This is a genomic window from Pedobacter sp. BG31 (genome assembly GCF_042464845.1).
In the GTDB taxonomy this organism is placed as follows: domain Bacteria; phylum Bacteroidota; class Bacteroidia; order Sphingobacteriales; family Sphingobacteriaceae; genus Pedobacter; species Pedobacter suwonensis.
Map to the genome: position 1 here is coordinate 67,891 of NZ_JBHNZK010000008.1, position 23,458 is coordinate 91,348.

Here is a 23,458-nt window from a genome sequence, read left to right on the forward strand (position 1 = left end):
TCATTGTTGTAGATTGTTAATGGTTTATTGCAAGGATTAATGAGTTATCTTAGTTACAGATTAGTTTACTCGAATAACTTTTTTGATGATATTTCCGCTTTTGGCAGCTAACTCATCTGGTTGGCTACCACCGATTGCCAATGTAATACTGCCTTTGTAAAATTGTTTCGATCCATTCTGGTCAACATAAGCAAGATCATTGGCTTTTAAGCTGAATTTAACCAGCTTACTTTCTCCGGGTTCAAGGCTGATTCGCTTGAAGCCTTTTAAAGCTTTAGCTGCTGATTTGATTGATTTTTGGTTATTGAGCTGGTACAATTGAACAACTTCGTCGCTCTTTACACTTCCTTTATTACTAACCTGAACTGATATCTCCATACCTTTTCCAGCTTTTAATACTGCAGGAGCAACACACTTTTCATATAAAAAAGAAGAATAGCTAAGTCCATAGCCAAATCCATAGAGTGGTTTACCTTTAAAATAACGGTAAGTTCGGTTGCTCATGCTGTAATCGCTGAAATCACCAAGGTCCTGATCACTTGCGTAAAAGGTAACCGGTAATCGTCCGGATGGGCTGTAGTCGCCGAACAGAATATCCGCTACGGCTTCACCTGTAGCCTGACCACCATACCACGCATTCAGAATAGCCGGGATGTTTTCAGCTTCCCATGGTATGGCAATCGCACTACCGGTCATCATCACGAAAACAACTGGTTTTCCCGTCTCTTTAAGCGATTTCATTAAGGCTGTTTGAACGGCAGGCAGCATGATAGAAGTTCTGTCCCCTCCGCTAAATCCAGGATAATCCACTTTCATTTCCTCTCCTTCAAGTTGTGGAGAAATCCCGCCTACAAATACGAAGGCATCAGCATCTGCATGGCTTTTGGTCAGCGCATTGAAATCGGTTTTTACAAAGGTGCCAGCCTTAAAGCGGATGTTTGCACTTCCTTCTCCTTGCCAGTATTCTACAACCAGATTGTAAACCGAGTCTTTTACGGTCTCTAGGTTATAGGTTTTAGCGCCCCATCGGTTCCTCGACCAGGCATCAATTACATTTTTACCGTTAATCATAAAACGATAGCCGTCATCAGCATTCAATTCAAAAGTGATCGAACCTGAAGCGGATGGTTTAAATGTGGTGCTGTATCTGGCAGAAAAATGGTTGGCTGTCAATTTATCGGCAATTTTTTCACCTTCCTGCCAATTGTTTTCAATTCTGGGTTCTGTACGGATTAATACTGGTTCGCCTTCAAGCGTAGTGTTGTTAAAATATTCTGACTTAAATCCCTGAACACCGTTTATTTTGTATTCGTTGTCTAAATCAAGGTAACTTAAAAGCGTATCATTGGTGAATGAAATGGCCTGCTGGTAAACTACATTGGTCTGCTGGCCAACCTTTTCCCTGATGCCCGCTAAAACTGTGGTAATTTTTGAAGGAATTCCATTATAATTACCCAATACCGAAATTGAATTATCAGCATTAGGGCCCAATACAACAATTTTTCTGAGGTTCTTTTTTAATGGCAGCGTATGTGATTCATTCCGGAGTAACACCATCGATTCGCGGGCCATTTTAAGGGCATGTGCCTTATGCTCGCTATTTTCAATCACAGTAGCAGGGGTATTGGCATATTTGACCATGGAAGGCGGATCAAACATGCCCAACCGGAATCGGATCATAAATAGTCTTTTCACCGAAACATCAATGTCTTTTTCTTTAATAATGCCGGTTTTTACTGCAGTGATCAACGCCTTGTAGGCCTCGGTACCGCAATCCAGATCCGTTCCGTGAAAAACAGCGTCAGCTGCTGCCGATGCTGCATTTGGATGGGTTTTATGGTTTTTATAAAAGTCGTCTATCGCCCAGCAATCAGATGTAACATAACCTTTAAAGTTCCACTTTCTGCGTAGAATATCGGTCATTAAAAGATCATTGGCGCAACAAGGCTGGCCTTGAAAGGCGTTATAAGCGCACATTACACCCGCAACCTTAGATTGTGTAACCAGTTTTTCAAATGCGGGCAGGTAGGTATCCCATAAATCGAAAGCGCTTACTGTGGTATTAAAAACATGCCGAAGTGGTTCCGGACCGCTGTGTACCGCATAATGCTTGGCGCAAGCAGCAGCTTTAAGGTATTTTGGATCATCACCTTGCAGGCCTCTTACAAAAGCGTCGCCGAGCGTTCCTGTCAGGTAAGGATCTTCACCGTAGGTTTCCTGGCCTCTTCCCCAGCGCGGATCCCGGAAAATATTAATGTTCGGAGTCCAGTAGGTCAGGCCAAGATAACGTTCATTTGTTCTTCCCAGTGCTAATGCTTTATTGTAAATAGCCCTACCTTCTAAAGCAGAATAATCGGCCATTTTATAAAGTGCAGATGGATCAAAAGTTGCAGCCATGGCAATGGCCTGAGGAAAAACAGTGACTTTGAAAGGCGTTCTGGCTACTCCATGTAAAGTTTCGTTCCACCAGTCGTATGCCGGAATCTTAAAGCGGGAAATTGCCGGTGCCGAGTTAAGCATTTGCATAACCTTTTCATCCAGGCTAAGTCTTGAAACCAGATCATCTACCCGCTTTTCAAACGGAAGTTTATAGTCTTGAAATGGATACTCCTGGGCGCCGGCAAAACCGCAGAAACTGCAGAGCAAGATTGCAAGAAATAATTTTTTAAGGTCGTTGTGTTTTCTCATAATTATGCTGCTAAAAGCTTACTGCTAAGAATTTTTTTGTATCTGTTTGTTGTTGCAGATTATAAAAAAGATTCGATGATTTAGATTGATCTGGTTAATAGTGCCTGTATGTAGACGTAAAGCGTTTTTAAATTAAAATTTTATATCCTCAGTGTGACTGTAAAAATCATTTTTTTAATTGTTCAAACACCTCAATATAAAAATGTTAGTTAAAATTTTACTACTTCATAGAATGCTTTTTTGGGCATCAGATTTTGATCAAATAACAGCGGAAAATTTTTCCGGCCCCGGTTGTCCAGCCAGCTGTATTGATCTGATAAATTCCAGAAAGTCACACCCGTGATGTTAGCTTTATATTTGCGCAGCACTTCAAAAATCATTTTATATTGCTGGCGCTGCTTTTCTTCCATTTCAGGTGTAAACTGTTCGGTATTGCTACTTTTATTGCCCTGGATTAAACGTCCGCCCTGATTGCCGCTATAAACCGATACATCCAGCTCTGTAATCTGAATTTTAAGTCCTAATGAGGAAAACAGGGCAATGGATTTTTCCAGTTCAGAACGACTTGGATTATTTACAGACCAATGGCCCTGTAATCCAACACCATGGATTGGCACACCCTTAGCCAGCAAACCTTTAAGCATTTTGTAAATTTTCTCACGTTTAGATGGCTGTTCTGTGTTATAGTCGTTGTAAAACAACTGGGCATTGGGATCAGCCTGGTGGGCATACCTGAAAGCCATTTCTACAAAATCTTCGCCTGCGATCTGGTATAGCGGCGATTTGCGGAAATAGGCAGAATCATCTGCTATAACCTCGTTAACCACATCCCAGGCATATATATCTTTTTTGTATCTGCTTACAACCGTGTTAATGTGCGTTTGAATTCTTTTTAACAAAGTTTCTTTGGATACCACACTTCCATCTTCATTTTTAAATAACCAGCGAGGGGTTTGATTATGCCATACCAAACAATGCCCACGCAGCTTCAGTCCATTTATCCTGGCGAAGGATGCGATAGAATCTGCTATTTTCCAGTTATAGGTGTTTTCCATAGGATGGATCGGTCCCATTTTCATTGCATTTTCAGCTGTGATGCTGTTGAACTGATTAAGAATTAAATTCCGCTTATCACCGCTAAGGTCCCATGGGGTAACCGCCACACCTATGGGAAAATATTTTCGGTAATAGTCTTTTAATCCTTTGGTGTTAAACTCCTTGGTTTTATATGCACTGAACATGATGCCAGTAACCAAAAGTAAAACGGCCAGGTAAGGGAAGATGTTCGGTTTTCTCATATTTGATCAGGTAAGCGATAAAGTTGCAAAGTCGCAGGTTTTTTGTGCTGACCAAGCTTCTTATCGTCAATTTAAGGAAACAAATGTCATGTAATGAATTTATGACATGATGGCCTCGCTGCTTATCGGGTTATTAATTTAACCAATTTTGAGCGATTTGATGCTTTTTTGAACATCTGTTCTTATTGTTTTGACAAATATGACTGCCGGTGTATTTACTTAGGTCTAAATTTACTGGATTTTTCCGCTACCCTGATGAGGATAAAATCGACCTTGCCATTCAACCAAATATAAATGCGTACAACTAAATTTCATATTGCCATTTTTACTATTGCTGTTTTCGCGGTTTTTGCCAGTTGCGGCAGTTACCCTAAAGTTAAGAAAAGTAATCCGGGCCTGAAAGATTATTATCAGTCTTACTTCAACATCGGAGTAGCGGTTTCGCCCCAAACCATTAAAGGGGAGCAGGGCGCATTGCTTTTAAAGGAATTCAATAGCATAACGCCGGAGAACGCGATGAAGATGCAACCTATTCATCCGCGCGAAGATGTTTATAACTGGGCGGATGCCGATGCGCTGGTTAATTTTGCACTTGATAACCGACTTAAAATAAGGGGGCATACCTTATGCTGGCATGAGCAGGTGCCGGCATGGATTTTTAAAAACAGTTCCGGAGGCCGGGTGGATAAAGCCCTATTGCTCAAAAGGCTTAAAGATCATATTAAAACCGTGGTGGGCCGTTATAAAGGAAAGGTATATGCATGGGATGTTGTTAATGAAGTGATCGGCGATGAAGATGACCAGTATTTAAGGTCTTCTTTATGGAATGAGATCTGTGGAGAAGAGTTTATTGCCAGGGCTTTCGAATATGCGCATGAGGCTGATCCTGATGCATTGCTTTTTTATAACGACTATAATTCTGAGAGACCTGTAAAAAGAGCCAAGATTTATAAAATGCTGAAAAAACTCGTCGATAACAAGGTCCCTATTCACGGGGTAGGGCTGCAGGGGCATTGGTCTGTTTTTGAGCCTGGTGATACTGAATTAAGGGAGTCATTAAAATTATATGCATCTCTTGGCCTGCAAATTCAGATTACAGAACTGGATCTGTCCATCTATCCGTGGGAGAAAAATTTAAGGGCTAAGAAACCAGATGAGCAGGACCGTTTCACAGCAGCGCTCGAAAAAAAGCAAATTGACCGATACACCCGGATTTTTTCTATTTTCAGAAGTTTTAAAAAGGAAATCAGCAGTGTAACTTTTTGGAATCTTTCTGATCGTTCTACATGGCTCGATCAATACCCCGTACCCGGAAGAAAAAACTATCCCTTGCTTTTTGATCAAAACCTGCAAAGAAAAAAAGCCTATTGGAGTGTGGTTGATTTCAGGAAATAATCAGTTTTTTAAGCTGATAATGAAGAAAATAATACTGTGAAAGCGGTAATGATGCAATGAACTAAATTAGTTTTTTTATCTTACCGCCACTAAGCCAAATAGATCATGTATCCAGATAATTTTGAATCTTCCTTAGATTTTAGCGCATTGTTTAGCTTTTCTACACCTTTTGAAGTTGAAATTTTATTAATACAGCAAAATCATTAAATATGCTCAGGGGTTCTGCTTATCTATCCTTCTTTCTAATTGTTTACCTGCTTTTTAATGCGGGCTATATAAAAGCACAGCCTAAAACGCAACAGCCTGAATTGCGTTTCACCTCGCTGACCTCTAAAAACGGGTTATCGTCTAACAATGTAACCGTAATTTTTAAAGATCGGTACGGATTGATGTGGTTTGGTACAGAAGATGGATTAAATAAATTTGACGGTACCAACTTTACCACTTATAAATATCAGGCAAACGATTCTACAAGTATTCAGGCTAATGAGGTTAAGACCATTCATGAAGACCGCAGGGGAAACCTTTGGTTTGGTACCAGTGGAGGGTCACTGGCCCTTTTTGATAGAAGAAAAAATTCTTTCATTAATTATCGTGCTTCAAATGGCCCAACAGGTTTTAGTCACAGCCTGATCAGGTATATTACCAGTGATTATTTGGGTAAAATATGGGTGGCCACCTTTACCGGACTTGATCTTTTTGATCCGGATACCAAAAAAGTGTCTAAATTCCCAATTGCAGCCGGCCAGTTGGGTAAACTTCCGCCAACCATAATCAACATCCTGATGGAAGACAGCAAACATCGGATGTGGGTAGGAACAGAGGATGGATTATTTCTTTTTAACCGAAAAAACGCTTCTTTTATCCGGATCGGATCTGCAGCAGATAAACCTGTACAACTGGCAGGAACTATAGTGAAGTCTTTAGCCGAAGATGGTGATGGCAATATCTGGGTTGGTACTACCTCAGGCTTAAGTATGCTCAAATCGGATGGTATGGGATTTGAAAACTATCAACGCGTTCCTGGCGATCCCAATTCACTGAGTGATAATAATGTTCAAAGTATTGCGGTATCGCCAAACGGTCAGTTATGGCTGGGTACCGAAGATGGCCTTAATGTTTTTGATCTCCGTACCAAAAAAGTGAGGGTATACCGGCCAAATCCCCGCAATCCCTACAGCTTAAGGGGCACCAGTGTAAAATATGTATATATAGATAAAGAGGGTATATATTGGTTAGGGTTATACCGCGAGGGAATCAATAAATTTGATAGCAACCTCAATCTCTTTAACCTCATTAAGAGCAATGTGTTCGATGTATATGGTTTAAACGCACCTGTAGTAACTTCATTTGCACCGAAAAACCTTACGGAGATATATGTAGCTACAGAGGGCGGCGGACTGAGTATTTTCAACAGAAATACTGGTCTGTTCCACAAAGTTAATTTAGAGAAGTTGGGTTTGCCACCGCGTTTAACCCTGATGTCGCTATTTGTCAGTTCAGCCAAGAAGCTCTATCTGGGTACTTTTGGCTATGGTCTGATCGTGCTGGATTCAACACTAAGCAAAGCGGCCTCTTACCGGAAAAGCAATACGGATTCCGGTCTTAATTCTGACGATGTATTTTGCATTACCCAGGATAAAAACGGACTGATATGGGTTGGCACCAATGGAGGGGGAATTAATGTGATGGACGCTAACCATAAGGTTGTTTTTAGGTATGTTGATAAGGTACAGTCGCCCACAGACCACAAGTTTCCACTTAATAATTATATCCGTTTTATTAAAGAAGACCGTTTTGCAAACATTTGGGTAGGCTCTCATGGTTCTGGTGTAGCCATGATTAGTTCTGATAAGACCAGTATTAAACATTATAACGAACTTAACTCAGACCTTAAGGGCGATATTGTTCAGGCCTTTCTGGAAGATTCAAAGGGGCGGATCTGGATCGGTACAGCTGGAGGCGGCTTAAACCTATTGGATAAAAGGACAAATAAGTTCATCAATTTTACCGAACGTAATGGTTTGGCAAATGATGTTATTGATGCCATTGTTGAAGACGACAATCAGAATATTTGGTTGAGTACCAGCAAAGGGATTAGCCGTTTCGACCCAAAGACACAAAAATTTAGCAATTACGGCATATACAATGGCGTGCAAAACAATAGCTTTATCAGGGGAGCAGCCTTAAAATGCAAAGACGGTGAAATATTTTTTGGTGGGGCAGAAGGGATGAATTACTTCAACCCGGCCGGATTCAGAAAAAACAAAAATGTTCCCGCTGTACTTTTTACCGAGCTAAAAATTTCCAATAATGTGATCGAGGCGAGCGAGGACGGACCGATAACCGACCATATTTCGGTTGCCAAAAAAATCGACCTGGATTATAAGCAGAATTTTTCACTGAGCTTTGTAAGTGTAAACTACACGGCTCCGGAACAAAACCGTTATAGTTATAAACTTGAAGGTTTTAATAAAGAATGGATTGATGCCGGTACAGCTAAAACGGTTTCTTATACCAATCTCGATCCGGGAGAATATATCTTCCATGTACGGGCAAGCAACAATGATGGCGTTTGGAATACAACCGAATCTTCGATAAAGATAATTGTTCATCCACCGTGGTGGAGAACCATCTATGCTTATATTTTTTACCTGGTTGCTATTGCCGGTACTTTACTTTACATCCGCCACCGGGGCATCAAAAACCTGGAGAGAAAGTTCGCGCTGGTGCAGGAAAAAACAAAAATTGAACAGCAGATTTTGCAGGATAGAAAAGAGGCCGAGCGGTTGCATGAGCTGGATTCGCTAAAAATTAAATTCCTGACCAACCTGAGCCATGAATTCCGTACACCACTTTCGCTTATCCTGGGGCCGGTCGAGAAACTCCTTTCGCAACAGGGCGATGATACCAAAAACGCATCGCTTAAAATAGTAAAACGGAATGCCCGCCGCTTGCTCAACCTGGTGAACCAAATCCTTGATTTTCGTAAAATTGAAGAAAATGAACTCAAGATCAATAATGCCCCGGGTGAACTGGTTTCCTTTATTGCCGATGTAATCGAATCTTTCAACGATTTAAGCGAACGGAAATCGATAAGTCTTACTTTCCAGACCCAGTTCGATAGCTATCCAACGGAGTTTGACCACGACAAGCTGGAACGTATTTTATTCAACCTGCTTTCCAATGCCTTTAAATTTACGCCATCAGGTGGTACCATCACCGTTGATTTAAAGAGAACACCGCGTAACGGCCAGGAAGAGACTGTCCTGATCACGGTAAGCGATACGGGCATTGGCATCAGCGAAGAAGAGCAGCAGAAAGTATTCGAACGATTTTTTCAGGCCGATACCGAGGTATCTATCCTGAACCAGGGAAGTGGAATCGGGCTTTCCATCATCAAAGAGTTTGTCAAAATTCAGGGTGGGACCATTGATTTGCAAAGCGAAGTTGGAAAGGGCACACATTTTATGATTGCCCTGCCTTTACCGCTGCTAGACCATATCGAAAAACTTAACGTTGATTTTTCCAGCCCCGAACCCCCCATACAGACTGAGGAAGAAGTTTCAGCTAAAGCCATTAGCGAAACGGATGGAGAAATCCACACCATTCTGCTCGTAGAGGATAATCAGGACCTTCGGGAATACCTGAAAGATAATTTGAAAGCGCATTACCGTATTGTAGAAGCGGCCGATGGTAGGGAGGGCTGGCAAAAAACACTGGCAAACCATCCTGAGCTTATCGTAAGCGATATCAGTATGCCAAATATGTCGGGTATTGAACTTTGTAAAAAGATAAAAGAAGATAAAAGAACAAAACATATTCCGGTTATTCTGTTAACTGCGCTTACAGGAGAACAGGAACAATTGACGGGACTCGAAATTGGTGCAAATGATTACCTTACCAAGCCTTTTAATATTGATATCCTCAATATTAAAATCAAAAACCTTTTGCTCCTTAACCGTACCCTGAAAAATACCTATACCAAACAGATCAAGATGGAAACAGCGGAGATTTCGGTTGAATCGCATGGTGATAAGTTACTTAAGAATATCTTGAAGTACATTGAAGATAACATCAACAATTCACAATTATCTGTAGAAGATCTAAGCAAAAATGTAGGGATGAGCCGTGGCTCGCTCTACCACAAAGTGCTGGAATTAACGGGGCTTTCGCCGGTGGAGTATATCCGCTCGGTAAAGCTTGATAAAGCTGCGGCTTTACTCATAAAAAGCGACCTGAACATTTCGCAGATTGCCTACCTGGTAGGCTTTGCTACACCAAACTATTTTGCCAAGTCTTTTAAATCAAAATTTGGTATGCAACCTTCAGAATATTTAAACCTTTACCGTAAGCATGATCATGCTCCTGATGCGGGTAATTAGCTGAAATTTACTATTATGCAATCGATTGTTTTGCGCTGGTAAAATCGTTTTATCAAATATAATATTTCGAGTATTAGTATAAATAACGGTTTTTTACTTATTTAAATAATTGTATTTCAGCTATTTGAGTTGATAGAACATTTGTATCTGATTTATGCACAAATCTTCTAACCGTTAAATTCGTTTTTGGGCTATGTTTGGATTAACCAAATAAAACTTATAAACCATGACTAATCAACTGATCAACTTCTATGAGGAAGGCTTAAGCGATCTGGCCCTGCAAAAAGGGACAAATATGCCGGCGATGTCAAATCAATACCAATCCAAAACTTCGGCTTACCCACTTTTAATTCCATTGAGCGATAGGTAGAACAAGCGCTGTAATGGCTAAGCAATGGCTTGCTGTATAAGTTGAAAAATGACTTTCATTTACATGCAGGTATTGAGCCATAACAGGTCGACCTGAAATTCATCAAAGCTAAATGCACTATTGCTTTGGTTAAAAATTACCGGCGATGAGAGGTAGATGTCAGATGGCATTTACACACAAGATACAAACGAAAGTTAGATTACCCAGACCGGAAATGCTGATTACAAAAATAGGTATGCTAAAACGCAATTGGATGAAACCACCAACATAGTAACTTTTTTAAGGCTTCGGTATGCGCTTAACTGATTACACAATTAATAGCCAAATGATAAAATCATGCTCAAGATAGCGTGCCTATCCGTATCAGTTAAATTGGAGAGTAAGCGTTACCACATCATGAAGCTAATCATTATTGAAGAAAGAATTAAAATCAACTTTTCTTCCTATTTAAAAACCCTAACCAAATAATAATGCTAAGAGATTTACTTAAAATTCCATTTAGGAAAACTACTTCCTTTCGAAACGTCTTATCGGGAATAAAATGTTCCGGAACGCCATATCAAACAGACGTCATCAATTTTACCCATCATGCTCAATAAATGACTTCGAAAAATGAAAAGAATTATACTATTGCATTTTGCTGGGGATAACCTGGGCCCGAAAAGACAACTCTTTAAAAGATGTTGTTTAACCATGCTAACCTTAATGCTGATGATTAAAATCACTTTTGCACAGCAGACAAAGGTAACCGGAACCATCTCCGATAATAAGCAAACGCCAATAATAGGTGCCACAGTTACTGTTAAAGGCACAAATATCCGTACCCAAACGGACACTGATGGCCGGTTTGTGATTAATGTACCTGGCGATCAGTCCATTCTGGTAATTGGCTACGTGGGTATGGTAACTAAGGAAGTTTCTCCAAAAGGGAAAAACAACCTCAAAATTGTCCTTTCAGAAGATCAATCGGCCCTTAATGATGTAGTGGTAATCGGTTACGGTACACAGAAAAAAGCCAGTGTGGTAGCCGCCATTGCACAAACTACGGGTAAGGTACTGGAACGTGCCGGTGGGGTATCGAGCATAGGTGCTGCATTAACCGGTAATGTGCCGGGGGTGATCACTACTGCCAGTACAGGGATGCCCGGCGAGGAAGATCCTCAAATATTGATCCGCGGTCGTAGTACATGGAACAATACCGGTCCGTTAATCCTGGTAGATGGTATTGAACGGACAATGAATAGTGTGGATATCGGTTCTGTAGAAACCATATCCGTGTTAAAAGATGCTTCTGCAACAGCAGTATTTGGGGTAAGGGGAGCCAATGGCGTAATCCTGATTACCACCAAACGTGGCCGCGAAGGACAGGCATCAATCAGGGGTACCATCAATAATGTAATTAAATCTCCATCACGTTTACCAGGGAAATATGATTCTTATGATGCCCTGACCATAAAAAACCAGGCCATAGAAAATGAACTTTCCCTTAAGCCTGAAAGCTGGGCAGATTATCTGCCGCAGGCTACGATTAATAAATACCGTTATCCTGCAAATTTAGCAGAATCAGAACGCTATCCGAATGTAAACTGGGACGAGGTATTGTTTAAAGATTATGCCCTGTCCAACAATGTTAACCTAAACATTTCGGGCGGAACCGCTAAAGTGAAATATTTTGCCAATGCTGATTACCTGTATGAAGGCGATTTGTTCCGCACTTTTAAAAACGATCGTGGTTACGAGCCAGGTTACGGATTTAACAGGTTAAATGTGAGAAGTAACCTCGATTTTCAACTGAGTAAATCCACCCTTTTTAAAGTGAACTTATCAGGTTCCAGAGGGGTGAAGAAAAGCCCATGGGGCAATTCCAACAGTGATTATTCTTACTGGATTTCTGCTTATTCTACTGCTCCTGATGTATTTATGCCGCAATATTCGGATGGTACATGGGGTTATTATGCACCAAATGTGCAAAAAGGTTTAAACTCTGCCCGGAACCTGGCCGTTAGTGGGGTAGGCTATACCACCACGAGCAGGATTACAACCGATTTTACACTTGACCAGGACCTGGGATCGCTGGTAAAGGGCTTAAACTTCAAAGGTACCATTGCGCTGGATAATTCTTTTATAGAAGGAAACAGGGGGATTAATGATTTGTACAATGGTATTCAAAGCAAATGGATCGATCCAAAAACCGGATTAACTACTTATGAGCAGGCATTTGACGGAACCAACCGCTTCGATTTTCAGAATGGGATCAACTGGACCACAAGCGGAGGTACCGTGCAGGATTGGTCTACCCAACGCAGGTTGTTCTACCAGGGCCAACTCAATTATGCTGTAAAACTGGGTACCAACCACAACATTACAGCTATGGGACTTTTCAACCGGAATGAAGTAGCAACAGGAAGTGAGATTCCAAACTACCGTGAAGACTGGGTTTTCCGTACCACCTACAATTATGCCAATAAATACATGATCGAATATAATGGTGCGTACAATGGTTCTGAAAAATTCAGTACGAAAAATCGTTTCGCATTCTTTTCATCAGGAGGATTGGGCTGGATGTTAAGTGAGGAAAAATTTATGAAACCGCTGAAGTTCATTGATATGCTTAAATTGCGTGCTTCGTACGGAGCCATTGGTGATGATAATGTAAGCGGTCGCTGGCTTTATCTTACACAGTGGGCGTACGGCGGTCAGACCAGACTTGGCGTAACCGGCGAGGGTTCTGAATTAAGTCCGTACACCTGGTATAAAATATCAGCGCTTGGCAATCCTGATGTACATTGGGAAAAGGTAAAGAAAACCAATTTTGGTATTGATTATAGTTTCTTTAAAGGTATGGTTACCGGAAAGGCTGACTTTTTCCGCGACCGCCGTACCGACATCCTGATTCTCGGGGCTAACCGCGCCATACCTTCTTATTTCGGTGTTGATGCACCGGTGGCCAACCTCGGTATTGTAGAAAACAAGGGTTATGAGCTGGAACTGGCCTTCAACAAAAGATTGGGACAGAACTGGAGACTTTGGGCCAACCTGAACTATACCCATGCAAAAGATAAAGTGATCGAAGCTGATGATGCCCAATTGTTACCCGAATATCAGAAAAGGGCCAATAAACAAATCAGCCAGAGTTATTCTTACGTGAGTGCCGGAAATTACAATACCTGGGATGAACTTTATGGCAGCACTATCCACGACAATAACGACGGGCAAAAGTTACCGGGGAATTATTATATCATCGATTATAACGGCGATGGTATTATCGATTCAAAAGATAATATTCCTTATGGTTTTCCATCAAACCCTCAAAACACCTACAACGCTACATTTGGCGTAGATTGGAAAGGTTTCAGTCTGTTTGTTCAGCTCTATGGCGTAAACAATGTTACCCGCCAGGTGGTATTTAGCAGTTTAGCCGGCCAGAATCATTTGGTATATAATGAGGGATCTTACTGGAGCAAAGATAACCCAAATGCCGATGTACCGCTACCACGGTGGCTATCTACGGCCAGTGGTTATACTTCCGGTAACCGCTACATGTACGACGGATCATACATCAGGTTAAAAAATGCAGAATTGGCTTACACTTTTGAAAAAAGTAAAAGTTTCATCAAACGTATCGGCATGGAATCGCTGCGGGTATATGTAAACGGAAATAACCTGTATGTATGGACCAAAATGCCTGATGACCGGGAGTCCAATTTTGCCGGAACAGGTTGGGCATCACAAGGTGCTTATCCAACTGTAAAGCGATTTAACATTGGGGCTAACATTACTTTTTAATGCTACAATCATGAAAAAATATATCAAAACTTTAGTATGTTGTACCATTATCTGGTCGACAGTATCCCTTTCTTCGTGTGAAAAATACCTGGATAAAGCCGATGAAACCGTGATTTCGGAAAAAGAGGCTTTTAAGAATTTTGTTAATTTCCAGGGCTATACCGAAGAACTCTACAACTGTATTGTAAATTTTAGCACAAACTACTGGACCAACTCCTGGAATTGGGGAGAGGATGAGATTACTTCAACCGCCGGAAACTTTCATTTTATCCATAAAATAGACGATGGAAATTTCTGGGGCTGGCAAGCTGAATTTGATGGCTGGGGCTCGGGTTGGATGAACCACAATAATTTTAGCACTAATAACGATCGTTTTAACAAGGACCTTTGGAAAGCGGCCTGGTATGGGATCAGTAAAGTGAACATGGGCCTGGCCAATATGGATAAGATGACAGATGCTACGGATGAGGAAAGAAACCTGATCAAGGGGCAGCTGCTGTTTTTCCGCGGCTGGTTTCACCACAGGCTGATGGAATATTTTGGTGGCTTACCTTATATAGATACCGTTTTGCCTACCGATTCAAAACTCACTCTTCCACGCCTAAGCTATAAAGCGTGTGCCGACAAAGCTGCTGCAGATTTTAGGGCTGCTGCAGATATTTTACCGGTGAACTGGGACAATACCACAGCGGGTAAACGTAGCCTGGGAAAAAACGCATTGCGCATCAATAAAATCATGGCTTTGGGTTACCTGGGTAAAAATTACCTGTGGGCAGGAAGTCCGCTGATGAATTTCGAATCCACCGGTAGCAAGACCTACGATGCCGACTACTGTAAAAAAGCAGCAGCTGCATTTGCCGAACTGCTTACCCTTACCGAAAGTGGTACTACGCAATATGCCCTGGTAGAATTCAAAAACTATTATCGTAATTTTTACACCAGCGGGCAAAACTGGGATTTACCCGGAAGCACCGAAGCCATATTCCGTGGTCCGTTTTTTAGTGCCAATAATTCCAACTGGGGAACCAGTAAGCAATATACACCGGTAGTGATTTCAGAAGGCGACCTTAAGTTTACGCCTACGGCTAATTATGTAGATTATTACGGTATGGCCAACGGCTTGCCGATCCAGGATATTACCAAGGCCGACAGTGAATCGGGTTACAATCCTGAATATCCATGGAAAGGTAGAGATCCAAGGTTTTATAATGATATCGTTTATGACGGTGTAAAATTTGTACAAGGTGCGATGGGCGCCAGTGATGAGAAAAACAGGTATGCCAATTTATACACCAGCGGAAGTTACCGCGATGTAAGTACAGGAAGCAGAACCGGTTATGTTTTGCGCAAATTCATTCCGATTACGGCTAACAAATATGATAATGGTTATTCGTATGGCAATAGCCTTCACATTTATGTTCCTTATATGCGTTTGGCCGATATCTACCTGATGTATGCTGAGGCTGCGCTGATGGGCTACAATTCGCCTACAGGTAAAGATCCTGGTTTTTCCAAAACAGCGGTTGATGCCATCAACATGATCCGTACCAGGGCCGGAGTAGCTAATGTGGCAGCTAAGTTCCTGACTTCGGTAGATGGATTTTTGGGTGAAGTACGAAGAGAACGTGCCGTAGAATTATCATTTGAGGGCCACCGCTTTAACGATCTGCGCCGCTGGTTGCTATTGATTGAAAAACCATACACGTTGAAAACATCGGTTGAGTTTGATCGTAGCGGAACTTTCAGCACTACCGACCCTACAGCTAACCGGGTTGTTAACCTGAAAGAAGTGGTTATTCTGGAGCGGAAGTTTAGTCAGAAACATTATTGGCTGCCACTCAAAAATGCCGATGTGAACATGTATATGGAATTTAAACAAAATCCAGGCTGGTAAGGGCGTAAACTAATTCAAACGAATGAAATGAAACAGATCAAGATAATATCAGCCTTATGCCTTGCCGTTGCCCTTTTACTGCCGGCAGCAGGATCAGCGCAAACCAACAGGCAGGCCAGAAAAAATAATAAATCCGTTAATAAAAACGAAGAACGCCAGCCACAAGATACCATATTTGTAATGCCTCAGGTAGATTCTGTACAGGTTGCATTCAGAAAAGTGGCTAAACGCGACCTTTTAGGTGATGTTTCGGCCATAAATCTATCTCAAATGCTGGAAAAAAACTATACTACCTCCAGCCTTGAAGGCCTTGATGCCCTTTTGCCGGGTTTTAACGGTAACATTTGGGGAATGGGTGGCTACCTCGTATTGGTAGACGGAATTCCAAGAGACATCAACAACATTATGCCGACGGAAATTGACCAGGTTACCGTACTTAAAGGTGTTAATGCGGTAGCATTGTATGGTAGCCGTGCAGCTAAAGGCGTACTGTACATTACCACCAAAAGAGGAGGTAATTATGAACAAAAAGTAAATGTAAGGGCCAATACAGGTTTAAATGTTCCTAAAAGCTATCCACAGTTTCTGGGTTCTGCAGAATATATGACCTTGTATAATGAAGCGCGCCGCAATGACGGATTGCCAGACCTTTATACCCAGCAGACCATATACAACTATGCCTCCGGGGCAAATCCTTACCGCTACCCGAACGTAGATTACTATTCTTCAGATTATCTGAGAAACAGCTATGGACGAAACGACCTTACCGCAGAAATTTCAGGCGGAAACAACCGCACACGTTATTACACCAACCTCGGTTACTGGTCGATTGGTTCGCTGCTGAATTTTGGTGAAGCCGTAAAAAACAGTGGTGCCAACCGCTTTAATGTACGTGGAAATATTGATGTAAAACTGAATAAGATCATTTCCTTAAATGTGGATGCTACGGCCAGTTTCTATACCGGAAAAGGTGTAAATACCGATTATTGGGGCAGCGCAGCTACGGTTCGTCCGTATCGTTTTGCGCCGCTCATTCCCATCAGTATGATCGAGCCTGGTGATGTGGCTTCGCTGGCACAGGCCAATAACAGCAATAATATCATCAATGGCAGCTATCTGTTGGGCGGAAGCCAGCTGGACCAGACGAATACTTTTGCCAGTATTTATGCAGGAGGTTACAACCGTAACGTATCCCGCCAGTTCCAGTTTAATACCGGGATAAATTTTGACCTTAACAGCCTGATGCAGGGACTGAGCTTTAAAACCATGCTAGCTGTTGATTATTCAAGTGCTTTTAATCAATCGTATAATAATACCTATTCGGTTTACGAAGCAACATGGAACAATTATGCAGGCATTGACCAGATTTCGAGTTTAACAAAGTATGGTATCGATGCCAGATCGGGCGTGCAGAACGTGAGCGGAAGTGCTTATCGCCAAACCATCTCTTTTTCAGGTCAGTTTAATTATGCACGTACTTTTAAACAAAAGCATAATGTTACCGGATCATTGTTGGGTTATGGTTTTAACATCAGCGAATCTTCGGTTTATCATGCTACCAACAACGCCAATCTGGGTTTGCAGTTGGGTTACAACTATGATCATCGCTACTATGCCGATTTCAGCGGTGCATATGTGTATTCAGCAAAATTACCAATAGCTAACCGTGGCGCATTCTCGCCAACACTATCTTTAGGATGGCGTCTTAGTGAAGAAGCGTTTCTTAAAAACTCTGAAATCGTTGATCAGTTGAAGGTTACGGCTTCTGCAGGAATCCTGAATACCGATCTCGACATCAACAACTATAACCTTTACCAGGGCTACTTTACTTATAACGATGCGGCCTGGTACAGCTGGCGTGATGGCGGATTGGTACATACTTTCGACCGTCGAAGAGGAGATAACCCTAATTTAAAGTTTCCGCAGAGAAGAGAGATTAATATCGGTCTGGAAGGATCGTTCTACAAAAACCTGATCAACTTTACGGCTTCTGCATTTTTCAGTCAAATGCGCGGCAATGTAGTACAGCCAGGTGTACTTTATCCTTCCTACCTGACTACCGGATTTCCGGTATATTCTGATATCCCGTTTGTAAACTACGATAACGATCAGCGCAGAGGATTCGATTTTGGCATCAGGATGAATAAAAGAACCGGTGAGATAGATTGGACTCTGGGGGTAACCGGTACCTATTACGATACCAAAGCCACCAAACGTGCTGAATCTTACCAGTTTGATTACCTGAACCGTACAGGAAAACCACTTGACGCGCTTTGGGGGCTGCAAAGTATGGGCTTTTTTACCAGTACTGCTGATATCGCTGCTTCGCCTGCCCAGTCTTTTGGCCAGGTTAAACCCGGAGATTTAAAGTACAAAGACCAGAATGGTGATGGTATTATTGATACAAGGGATGAAGTTTACCTGGGTAAAGGTGGATGGATGGGAGCACCAATGACTTTGGGTGTTAACCTGACTGCGAAATGGAAAAATTTAACTCTGTTTGTATTGGGTACCGGCCGTTATGGCGCCAAAGCCATGAAAAACAGTAGTTATTTCTGGGTAGACGGCGAGGATAAATATTCCGTAGTAGTTAGAGACCGCTGGACTCCTGAAACGCAAGCTACAGCGACCTATCCACGGTTAACCACAGCAAACAGCGATAATAATTTCCGCTCTTCAGACTTCTGGCTGTACAGTACGAACCGTTTTGATTTGTCGAAAGTGCAATTATCTTACCAGTTTCCGGCCAACCTGTTCCGTAACGGATTCGTAAGGGAACTAGGTATTTATGCCAGTGGTATGAACCTGCTTACCATTTCTCCGGAACGTGATATACTGGAACTCAATGTCAATACTTCACCTCAAACCCGGTTTTATAACCTCGGTGTAAAGGCTTTGTTTTAACCCTGATAACAAATAGATATGAAAAAAATACAACTTCTGATCGGTTTGGCAGTACTGCTTTTCTCTGTTGGCTGCAAGGATATGTTAAAACCTGAAATCGAGAACAATCTCGATCTGGAAAGCACTTACAACAATGCAACCTATGCACAGGGTTTACTGCTGAATGGTTATGCCCGCATACCCACCAATAGCTGGTCGTTTAATGATGTAGCGACTGATGATGCCGTAAGCAATGACCGCAATAATGCTTACCTGAAAATTGCTACCGGGCAATGGACGGCGATAAACAATCCACTTTCCCAGTGGACCAATTCGCGTGCTGCTATACAATACCTTAACCTGTTTTTTTCGGTAACAGACCAGGTGAAATGGGCCGTTGAACCCAATATTAACCGCATGTTTAACGATCGTATGAAAGGAGAGGGTTATGCACTCCGTGCCATGTTTAATTACTACCTTCTGCAGGCGCATGCTGGTAAAGGAAATAACGGGCAATTACTTGGTGTTCCTGTTGTATTGCAACCAGAAGGCCAGGATGCCGATTTCAATAAACCCAGAGCCACATTTGATGCGACTATGGAGCAAATTTATCGCGATCTGGATATGGCTGAGCAACTGCTGCCTACTGATTTTGAGGATATCGCCAGTGATGCGCAGGTGCCTGCTAAATATTCGGGAGTAGGAAAAGATAACTATAACCGGGTTTTTGGCTATTATTTCAGGGGACGTGTAACAGCACGTATAGCAAAAGCCATCCGTGCTAAAGCCTCATTGCTGGCTGCAAGTCCGGCATTTAATCCTTCAACACTTGCCAAATGGGAAAAAGCAGCAAATGATGCTGCCGCTGTAATCAATTTAAGGGGTGGATTGGTAAACCTGACTGCGAACGACATTAAATGGTATGATAAAGATGCCGGTATTGATGGATTGGCATCGGGTGTAAACCCTTCTGAAATTTTATGGCGGAGTGATGTGGGCAATAGCAATGACCTGGAAAGAAATAACTTTCCCCCAACACTTTTTGGCAGCGGCCGGATCAATCCGACACAAAATCTGGTGAATGCATTCCCAATGGCCAACGGCTATCCGATAGCAGACGCCAATAGCGGTTTTTCGGCATCCAGTCCTTACGATAACCGCGATCCAAGGTTGAAATTGTACATCCTGGTGAACGGTGGTACAGCAGGAACTGCTGGTAGCGCTATTAATACAACGCTTAACGGGCCTACGAATGATGCTTTGAATAAAGTAGAAACTTCTACCCGTACCGGATATTACATGCGAAAACTCCTCAGACAGGATGTGAACCTGAACCCTTCATCAACCACCAATCAGAAACATTATAACCCACGAATCCGGTATACAGAAATTTACCTTTCTTATGCTGAGGCTGCGAATGAAGCCTGGGGTCCTTTAAATGGCGGCACCAATGCTTATTCAGCTTACGATGTAATTAAGGCTATCCGCAGGAGAGCAGGTGTAGGTACCAATAATAACGATGCTTACCTCGAATCGATCAAATCAGATCAGGTTAAAATGAGAGAACTGATCCGCAACGAACGCCGCCTGGAACTGTGTTTTGAAGGCTTCCGTTTCTGGGATCTGCGTAGGTGGAATGCCAGCCTGAATGAGGTGGCCCAGGGAGCAAGCATTACCGGAACAACATTTACCCCGATTAATGTAGAAAACCGCGTGTATCAGCCTTACATGATTTATGGACCGGTACCGTATAGCGAAATTTTAAAGTATAATAACCTTATCCAGAACGCAGGCTGGTAGTTCATCAATACCAGGATTAAAATTTAAAGAAAATGAAAAAGAAAATCCAATTTTTGCTGGCAATGGTCGTGTTTTTAGGAGCATGCAAAAATCAGGAGTGGGAATTTCCTGATTATGGGACCCAAACTGTATATTTTGCCTACCAGAGCCCTGTTCGTACCATTACCCTTGGTGAAGATTTATATGATACTTCTCTTGACAACCAGCACCGTTGCGAAATCATGGCAACCACAGGTGGCGTGTATGAAGTTAAAAATGAGGTAAGTATTGGTGTGGCCGTAGATAATTCTTTGGCCAGCAACCTTACCTTTGGCGGCGCCGGAAACGTGGTGGCCATGCCTGCAAACTACTACAGTATTCAGGGTGGTTCTATCACCATACCTAAAGGTAAAATTACCGGTGGGGTGCAGGTACAGCTTACCGATGCATTTTTTGCCGACCCGCTTGCGCTGAAAAATACGTACGTTATTCCGCTTCGGATGACTTCAGTGCAAAATGCTGATAAGATTTTGGAAGCCAAGAACTATACCTTATATGCCATTAAATACATCAACCCTTGGCATGGCTATTACCTACGCCGAGGTAAAGATGTAATTACCGGTAAAAACGGCAATACCAGTTTAAATAAAACCGTTAGCAGACACATGACATTTGTTGAAAGTGATGAGGTAAATCAGGTGGTAACTACTTCCTTAAAGTCTAATACGTTTAATGCCGTATTTAAAGATAAAGACAACAGGAATATCACCTGCAAATTGCTGCTTACTTTCGATGATTCAGGCAACTGTACAGTATCTGCTGCCGATAACACGTTTACAGCCAGCGGAAATGGTAAATTTATCAAGCGGGGAGAAAAGAACAGCTGGGGAAATACCGATCGGGATGCCCTTTATCTGAATTACAACATTGACCTTACGGACATGTCTGTAGCCACTACTGATACACTCGTGATGCGTAACCGCGGCGTAACCATGGAAACCTTTAATCCGGTTAAAAAATAAAATGTTAATCAAGATGAAAAATATTTATAAAATTGCCTTAATCATCGGTATTCCGGTTTTATCGGTATCATGCAAAAAGCATGAAGCACTTGATTTTTCTGTTGAAAAACCTACATCAATAGCCGCACAGGAGCAGATTGATGCTTATAATGCATTAAAATCTTATTTCAACTGGTCTGCCAATCCGAATTTTAAACTGGGGGTAGCCACATCACTTACCGAATACAATAACAAAGGGGTGTTGTATCGCCTGGCGAACAGCAATTTCAACCAGATTGTAATCGGTTATGAAATGAAACACGGCGCCATTGTGAAAGATGATGGCAGTATGGATTTTGATAATGTGAAGAAATTACTGGAAAATGCTAAAAATTCAAATATGGAAGTGTATGGGCATACGCTTTGCTGGCATGCCAATCAAAATGCCAAGTACCTTAATAGTTTAATTGCACCTACAGTTATTAAAGGAACCAGCGGACCGGCACTTGAGGACAACCTGATTAGCAATGGTGACTTTGAATCGGGAAATATTTCAGGCTGGTTTGGCTGGGGAAATAGTTCTGTTAGGGAGGTTTCGGCAAAGGGTGATGGCTATGGCGGCACGGGCTATGCACTCAATATGTCTAATCCTAAGGTTGTTAATTCCTGGGAGGCACAGACGGCGATGGATTTCACTACTCCATTTCAAAACGCCTCAACCTATAAACTCAGCTTTTATGTTAAAGGTAGTGTTGCCGGAGCAGCCTCAGTAGCGGCACAGGAAACCAAAAGTTATGGAGCAGATGATTTTGGCTCTTTTAATATTTCAACCGATTGGAAACTTGTACAATTGGAAAAAACCATTACCGCCGGTGACAGAACACGTTTGGTTTTTAGCTTCGGTGCCTATGCCGGCAAAATTTCTATGGATAAAATCTCCATTAACAGGGTAAATCCAAATGGGGGCGATAAGATCATTGAAAAAACAGCCGATGAGAAAAAAGCTATTTTAACAGCTGCACTTGATAAATGGATCGCCGGAATGCTTGCCGTTAGTAAAGCCAGCGTAAAAGCATGGGATGTGGTTAATGAGCCAATGTCTGACTGGCCGGACCCATCACTGTTGAAGACAGGTGTGGGTAAAACGAATATAGCTGCTGATGAATTTTATTGGCAGGATTATTTGGGCAAAGATTATGCTGTGACTGCCTTTAAACTTGCACGCCAATATGGTAATGCAACTGATATTCATTTTATAAATGATTATGGATTGGAAAGCAGTCTTGATAAATGCAGGGGATTGATTGAGTATGTAAAATATATTGAAAGCAAAGGTGCCAAAGTGGATGGTATTGGAACACAAATGCACATGGGTACCGAAAATGATAAAACGAAAATCGTTGAAATGTTCAAACTGCTGGCGGCTACGGGCAAATTGATCAAGATATCGGAACTCGACCTTGGCGTTTCGAATAAAAAGACAGCTGCTGTGACACAAGAAGAATACAAAGCACAGGCAGATATGTATAAATATGTGATTGATAAGTATTTTGAGATTATTCCGCCTGCCCAACGTTATGGCATTACCATCTGGAGTCCGTTAGATAGCCCGGCCAGTTCATTTTGGAGACCTGATGAGCCAATTGGATTGTGGACAGGAGGTTTTGTGCGTAAACCTGCTTACGTAGGTGTTGCCGAAGCCCTTAAAGGCAAATAAGCTTTTTGCCATTCATAGTTTTTATATAAAAGCATTAATAATATAGCTCTCCCCGAAGAATCGTCATTCCCAGCTTTTTGGGAATGACGATATCTTTTGAGATATATCACCCAAAAGTTAAATCGTCATTCTCGCGCATGCGGGAATCTTACTCAGCGAAACTAAACCTTGTTAACAGGGTTCAAAAGATCTCTCCGCTCCGCGTTGCTTCGGTCGAGAGGACGAACACTTTTTTTCAATAGTATGAAAAAAGACTTATTTA

11 protein-coding genes are annotated in these 23,458 nt (G+C 42.0%); 9 read left to right on the forward strand and 2 right to left on the reverse strand.

All coding sequences use genetic code 11. The features are described from left to right. Positions 1 to 60: 60 nt before the first annotated feature. Together ACFE6N_RS11800 and ACFE6N_RS11805 are read right to left on the reverse strand one after the other, a co-directional pair. Entirely contained in the window at positions 61 to 2,688 is a 2,628-nt protein-coding gene (locus ACFE6N_RS11800; RefSeq protein ID WP_378936639.1) for a glycoside hydrolase family 3 C-terminal domain-containing protein, read from the reverse strand. 209 nt (positions 2,689 to 2,897) lie between these two features. Beyond that, a complete protein-coding gene (locus ACFE6N_RS11805) occupies positions 2,898 to 3,986 on the reverse strand; it encodes an endo-1,4-beta-xylanase (RefSeq protein WP_378936641.1) in 1,089 nt (362 codons plus the stop codon). Positions 3,987 to 4,280: 294 nt separating this feature from the next. Here ACFE6N_RS11805 and ACFE6N_RS11810 point away from each other — a divergent pair, with 294 nt between their 5' ends. The 9 genes from ACFE6N_RS11810 (at position 4,281) to ACFE6N_RS11850 (ending at position 23,196) form a co-directional block, all read left to right on the forward strand. Beyond that, positions 4,281 to 5,381 (forward strand): endo-1,4-beta-xylanase, encoded by a 1,101-nt coding sequence (locus ACFE6N_RS11810; RefSeq protein WP_378936643.1) that lies wholly within the window; start codon positions 4,281 to 4,283, stop codon positions 5,379 to 5,381. Positions 5,382 to 5,590: 209 nt separating this feature from the next. After that, entirely contained in the window at positions 5,591 to 9,766 is a 4,176-nt protein-coding gene (locus ACFE6N_RS11815; protein ID WP_378936645.1) for a two-component regulator propeller domain-containing protein, read from the forward strand. Positions 9,767 to 9,992: 226 nt separating this feature from the next. Beyond that, complete coding sequence (locus tag ACFE6N_RS11820) at positions 9,993 to 10,136, forward strand: hypothetical protein (RefSeq protein ID WP_378936647.1); 144 nt, start codon at positions 9,993 to 9,995, stop codon at positions 10,134 to 10,136. A gap of 612 nt (positions 10,137 to 10,748) precedes the next feature. After that, entirely contained in the window at positions 10,749 to 13,922 is a 3,174-nt protein-coding gene (locus ACFE6N_RS11825) for a SusC/RagA family TonB-linked outer membrane protein (RefSeq protein WP_378936649.1), read from the forward strand. Between the two features lie 10 nt (positions 13,923 to 13,932). Continuing rightward, a complete protein-coding gene (locus ACFE6N_RS11830) occupies positions 13,933 to 15,816 on the forward strand; it encodes a RagB/SusD family nutrient uptake outer membrane protein (RefSeq protein WP_378936651.1) in 1,884 nt (627 codons plus the stop codon). A 27-nt stretch (positions 15,817 to 15,843) separates the two neighbouring features. Next, positions 15,844 to 18,720: a SusC/RagA family TonB-linked outer membrane protein gene (locus ACFE6N_RS11835; protein WP_378936653.1), complete on the forward strand. Its 2,877-nt coding sequence runs from the start codon at positions 15,844 to 15,846 to the stop codon at positions 18,718 to 18,720. Between the two features lie 18 nt (positions 18,721 to 18,738). Continuing rightward, on the forward strand, positions 18,739 to 20,499 hold the full coding sequence (locus ACFE6N_RS11840; protein ID WP_293744528.1) for a RagB/SusD family nutrient uptake outer membrane protein: 1,761 nt from the start codon (positions 18,739 to 18,741) through the stop codon (positions 20,497 to 20,499). A 32-nt stretch (positions 20,500 to 20,531) separates the two neighbouring features. Further along, on the forward strand, positions 20,532 to 21,500 hold the full coding sequence (locus tag ACFE6N_RS11845) for a DUF5627 domain-containing protein (RefSeq protein ID WP_378936655.1): 969 nt from the start codon (positions 20,532 to 20,534) through the stop codon (positions 21,498 to 21,500). A gap of 13 nt (positions 21,501 to 21,513) precedes the next feature. Then, entirely contained in the window at positions 21,514 to 23,196 is a 1,683-nt protein-coding gene (locus ACFE6N_RS11850) for an endo-1,4-beta-xylanase (protein ID WP_378936657.1), read from the forward strand. The last annotated feature ends 262 nt before the right edge of the window (positions 23,197 to 23,458 follow it).

Bases quoted from the DNA above. Each gene is read 5' to 3' on its own strand.
- ACFE6N_RS11800 (WP_378936639.1), bottom strand. From the start codon at position 2,688: ATGAGAAAACACAACGACCTTAAAAAATTATTTCTTGCAATCTTGCTC.
- ACFE6N_RS11805 (WP_378936641.1), bottom strand. From the start codon at position 3,986: ATGAGAAAACCGAACATCTTCCCTTACCTGGCCGTTTTACTTTTGGTT.
- ACFE6N_RS11810 (WP_378936643.1), top strand. From the start codon at position 4,281: ATGCGTACAACTAAATTTCATATTGCCATTTTTACTATTGCTGTTTTC.
- ACFE6N_RS11815 (WP_378936645.1), top strand. From the start codon at position 5,591: ATGCTCAGGGGTTCTGCTTATCTATCCTTCTTTCTAATTGTTTACCTG.
- ACFE6N_RS11820 (WP_378936647.1), top strand. From the start codon at position 9,993: ATGACTAATCAACTGATCAACTTCTATGAGGAAGGCTTAAGCGATCTG.
- ACFE6N_RS11825 (WP_378936649.1), top strand. From the start codon at position 10,749: ATGAAAAGAATTATACTATTGCATTTTGCTGGGGATAACCTGGGCCCG.
- ACFE6N_RS11830 (WP_378936651.1), top strand. From the start codon at position 13,933: ATGAAAAAATATATCAAAACTTTAGTATGTTGTACCATTATCTGGTCG.
- ACFE6N_RS11835 (WP_378936653.1), top strand. From the start codon at position 15,844: ATGAAACAGATCAAGATAATATCAGCCTTATGCCTTGCCGTTGCCCTT.
- ACFE6N_RS11840 (WP_293744528.1), top strand. From the start codon at position 18,739: ATGAAAAAAATACAACTTCTGATCGGTTTGGCAGTACTGCTTTTCTCT.
- ACFE6N_RS11845 (WP_378936655.1), top strand. From the start codon at position 20,532: ATGAAAAAGAAAATCCAATTTTTGCTGGCAATGGTCGTGTTTTTAGGA.
- ACFE6N_RS11850 (WP_378936657.1), top strand. From the start codon at position 21,514: ATGAAAAATATTTATAAAATTGCCTTAATCATCGGTATTCCGGTTTTA.